This window comes from Streptomyces sp. HSW2009, assembly GCF_040240285.1.
Lineage (GTDB): Bacteria > Actinomycetota > Actinomycetes > Streptomycetales > Streptomycetaceae > Streptomyces.
In genome coordinates, this window is sequence record NZ_JBEHZD010000650.1 from 1 (window position 1) to 3,896 (window position 3,896).

The window sequence follows — 3,896 nt, forward strand, 5'->3', positions numbered from 1 at the left end:
GGCCGTCGGGGGGGCGGGGCGAGGTGTTTATGACACAGGGGCCGGGGCACCCCCGCCACGCCGCCCCGCGCCACCGCCGCACCGTGCCGCCGCCCCGCCGCCCGGGCTGCTCACCGCGCCCGTACCCACATCGCCCCGCGGCGCCCGGGCGTGTCAGAAGAGCTGGTCCTGGGCCGGCCCGGCGGCCGGCTCCGCGGCGAAGGCGCCGTCCGTGCAGGTGATCAGGCCGCGCTCGAAGTCGAGCAGTTGGCGCTTGCGGGCCAGCCCGCCGCCGTACCCGGTCAGGCTGCCGGAGGCGCCGATGACCCGGTGGCAGGGGACGATGATGCTGACCGGGTTCTTGCCGTTGGCCAGGCCCACCGCGCGGGCCGCGCTCGGCTGACCGATGGCGTCGGCCAACTGCCCGTACGAGATGGTCTCGCCGTACGGAATGGCCTGGAGCTCCTCCCAGACGCGGCGCTGGAAGGGGGTGCCGTGCAGGTTCAGGGTCAGGTCGTCGAAGGTGTCGCGGTCGCCGTCGAAGTACTCGGCCAACTGCTCGACCGCCGCGTCGAACGGGGCGTCGTCGGGGTCGCCGAAGCTCTCCTGCGGCGGCCGGTGGCGCTGGTCGGTCATGTAGAGACCGGAGAGCAGCCCATCGGTGGCCACCAGGGTCAGCGGGCCGCAGGGGCTGTCGATCAGGGTGTGGACGCGGTCGGGCACGGCGGGGAGTTCTCCTCGGGAGGGTCGGGCGGAAACGGGTGCTGCGGCGGGCGGACCACGCGGCGGTGGGCCGGGGCGGCGCCGGGTGCCGGGTGGCGGGGCCGGGGTCGGGGGCTGGAGGCGGAACGGGGCTCGGGTGGGACGGTACCGGCGGTGGGCCGCCTGGCCGGGAGGGCCGGTGAGCGCCGCGGGCGGGGTGCGCGGCGCGCGGCCCCGGTCAGCCGGTCGGCAGCAGGTTGATCGGGTGGTCGTCGGTGGCCCAGAGGTACTGCACCGCGTACGCCCGCCAGGGGCGCCAGCGTGCACTGTGCCGCACCAGGGCACCGGGCGTGGCCGGCAGTCCGAGGCCGGCGGCGGCCCGGCGGACGCCGAGGTCGCTGGGGAGGAAGGCGTCCGGGTCGCCGAGCGCGCGCATCGCCACCACCTCCACGGTCCACGGCCCGATGCCGGGCAGCGCGGCGAGCCTGGCGCGGGCCTGTTCCCAGTCGCTGCCGACGCCGAGTACGACGTCACCGCCCGCGAGCGCGTCGATCAGCGCGGCGAGGGTGGCCCGCCGGGTGCGCGGCATCGCCAGCGCCTGCGGGTCGTGGTCGGCGAGCGCCGTGGTGCTGGGGAAGAGGTGGGTGAGCCCGCCGGCGGGGTCGTCGACCGGTTCGCCGTGCGCGGTGACCAGCCGGCCGGCGTGAGTGCGGGCGGCGGCCGTGGAGACCTGCTGGCCGAGGACGGCGCGTACGGCGAACTCGTCGGCGTCCACCGTGCGCGGCACCCGGCGCCCGGGCGCCTTGTCCACCAGCGGGGCGAGTTGCGGATCGGTGCGCAGCAGGTCGTCGGTGGCGACCGGGTCCGCGTCCAGGTCGAGCATCCGGCGGCAGCGGCTGATGGCGCCCGCCAGGTCGCGCTGGTCGGTGAGCGAGAGGTGGCAGCAGATGTGGTCGGGCATCGGGCGCAGGCTGACGATGCCGTGCCCGTACGGCAGCCGTAGGGTGCGCCGGTACGCGCCGTCGCGCCACTCCTCGACGCCGGGCACGGCGGTGGCCGCCAGGTGCCCGAACAGGTTGTCCGGGCAGAGCGGGGCGCGGAACGGCAGCCGCAGACAGAGCACGCCGGGGGTGCCGGGGCGCTGGCCGGCGCGGGTGCGCCCGCGCAGTTCGGTCGGCGACAGCGCGAAGACCTCGCGGACGGTCTCGTTGAAGGTGCGGATGCTCGCGAAGCCCGCGGCGAAGGCCACCTCGGCCATCGGCAGTTCGCTGGTCTCGATCAACAGCCGGGCGGTCTGTGCGCGTTGGGCCCTGGCCAGGGCCAGCGGGCCGGCGCCGAGCTCGGCCAGGAGTTGCCGCTCGACCTGCCGGGTGCTGTAGCCGAGCCGGGCGGCGAGCCCCGGCACGCCCTCCCGGTCCACCACGCCGTCCGCGATCAACCGCATGGCGCGGGCCACCAGGTCGGCCCGCTCGTTCCACTGCGGGGAGCCGGGGCTGGCGTCCGGGCGGCAGCGCTTGCAGGCCCGGAACCCGGCCTGCTGCGCGGCGGCGGCGCTCGGGTAGAACGACATGTTCTCGACCTTGGGCGGCACCACGGGGCAGCTCGGACGGCAGTAGATGCGGGTGGTCAGGACGGCGGTGAAGAACCACCCGTCGAACCTGGCGTCCTTGGACTGCACCGCCCGCACGCACCGGTCGAAGTCAGTGTGCATGCCTTCAGCATCGCCGCTCACCGACCCCGCTGGCTCGCGGAAATCCGACATGGCCCTCTGGGTGGCCGGGCGCCTGCGGCATCGATTTGTCGATAGGGGTGAGGGGGGTGGCGAGCCGCGCCGGGTGGGGGCGGCCCCGTGCGCGCGTACGCGCGGGGGCGGCGGCAGATGGCGGATGCGGTGGCGCTGCGCACGCGCGCACGCGTGGGCAGGCAGTGGGAGCGGGGGCTGTGGGAGCGGGGCTGCGACGCCTGGCAAATCCGGTGCCGCTGCACACGCCCGTACGCGCGCGGGCGGATGGGGAGCGGGGCTGCGACGCCTGGCAGATCCGATGGCGCTGCATACGCCCGTACGCGCGCGGGCGGTGGTCGCCCGTACGCGCACGGCCGGTGGGCGACGCCCGTACCGCACGCCCACCGCGCCAGGCCCGTACCGCACCCGGTCTGCTCCCCGCGGCGCGGCCTCGCCGCCGCCGTGCGCGGCGCCTACCGCTGCCGGTCCCCCGCGCGCAGCCGGCGCCACACCGCGCGGGCCGCGTGGTGGCCCGACATGCCGTGGACGCCGGGGCCCGGCGGGGTGGCCGAGGAGCACAGGAAGATCGCGGGGTGGGCGGTGGCATAGGGGACCCGGGCCAGCTTGGGGCGCAGGACGGTCTGCATCCCGGCGAAGGCGCCGCAGCCGATGTCGCCGCCGACGTAGTTGGCGTTGCGGGCGGCCAGTTCGGGCGGGCCGGCCACCGCACGGGCCAGCACCAGGTCACGGAAGCCGGGTGCGAAGCGCTCCAGTTGGCGTTCGACGGCCTCGGTCGCGTCGCCGCGCCAGCCGCTGGGCACGTGCGCGTACGCCCAGAAGGTGTGCTTGCCGGCCGGTGCGCGGGTCGGGTCGATCAGGCTGGGCTGGGTGGTGATGAGGAACGGCACGCCCGGGTCGTGGCCGGCGACGGCGGCGTGCAGGGCGGCGTCGACCTCGCCGTAGGTGGCGCCGACGTGCACGGTGCCGGCGCGCCTGGCCGCGTCCGCGGTCCACGGCACCGGCCCGTCGAGCGCGTAGTCCAGCTTGAAGACGGCGGGCCCGTACCGGAAGTCGCGGTAGGCGTTGCCGAGCCCGGCGATGCGGGCCAGTGCGGTGGGCGAGGTGTCGAAGACGTAGGCGCGGGCCGGCGGGAGCTCGTCCAGGCGGCGCACCTCGTAGTGGGTGTGCACCTCGCCGCCGAGTTCGCGCAGGTACGCCACGAGGGCGTCCGAGATGGCCTGTGAGCCGCCGCGGGCCACCGGCCAGCCGACGGCGTGCGCGGCCAGCGCGAACATCAGGGCCACGCCGCCGGTGCCCGGGCCGCTGAGCGGGGCGATGGCGTGCGCGGCGAGCCCGGCCAGCAGGCCGCGCGCCTTCTCGCCGTCGAAGCGGCGGGCGAGCAGCGCGGCCGGTTGCAGGGCGAGCGTGCCGAACCGCGCCCAGCCGGCCGGGTCGCGGGGCAGCCCGAGCCAGGGGGTGCGCAGGAAGTCGG

The 3,896-nt window shown here is 76.7% G+C and carries 3 protein-coding genes; all 3 read right to left on the reverse strand.

From position 1 onward, the window contains the following. Window positions 1-153: 153 nt before the first annotated feature. Window positions 154-702, reverse strand: coding sequence for a methylated-DNA--[protein]-cysteine S-methyltransferase (locus tag AAHZ94_RS30165; RefSeq protein WP_349996903.1), 549 nt, complete (start codon window positions 700-702; stop codon window positions 154-156). Between the two features lie 217 nt (window positions 703-919). After that, window positions 920-2,392 carry an AlkA N-terminal domain-containing protein gene (locus AAHZ94_RS30170; RefSeq protein ID WP_349996904.1) on the reverse strand — a complete coding sequence of 491 codons (1,473 nt, stop codon included), beginning with the start codon at window positions 2,390-2,392 and terminating at the stop codon, window positions 920-922. Window positions 2,393-2,877: 485 nt separating this feature from the next. Then, the coding region (locus AAHZ94_RS30175; protein WP_349996905.1) for a phytoene desaturase family protein at window positions 2,878-3,896 on the reverse strand (1,019 nt) is incomplete at its 5' end.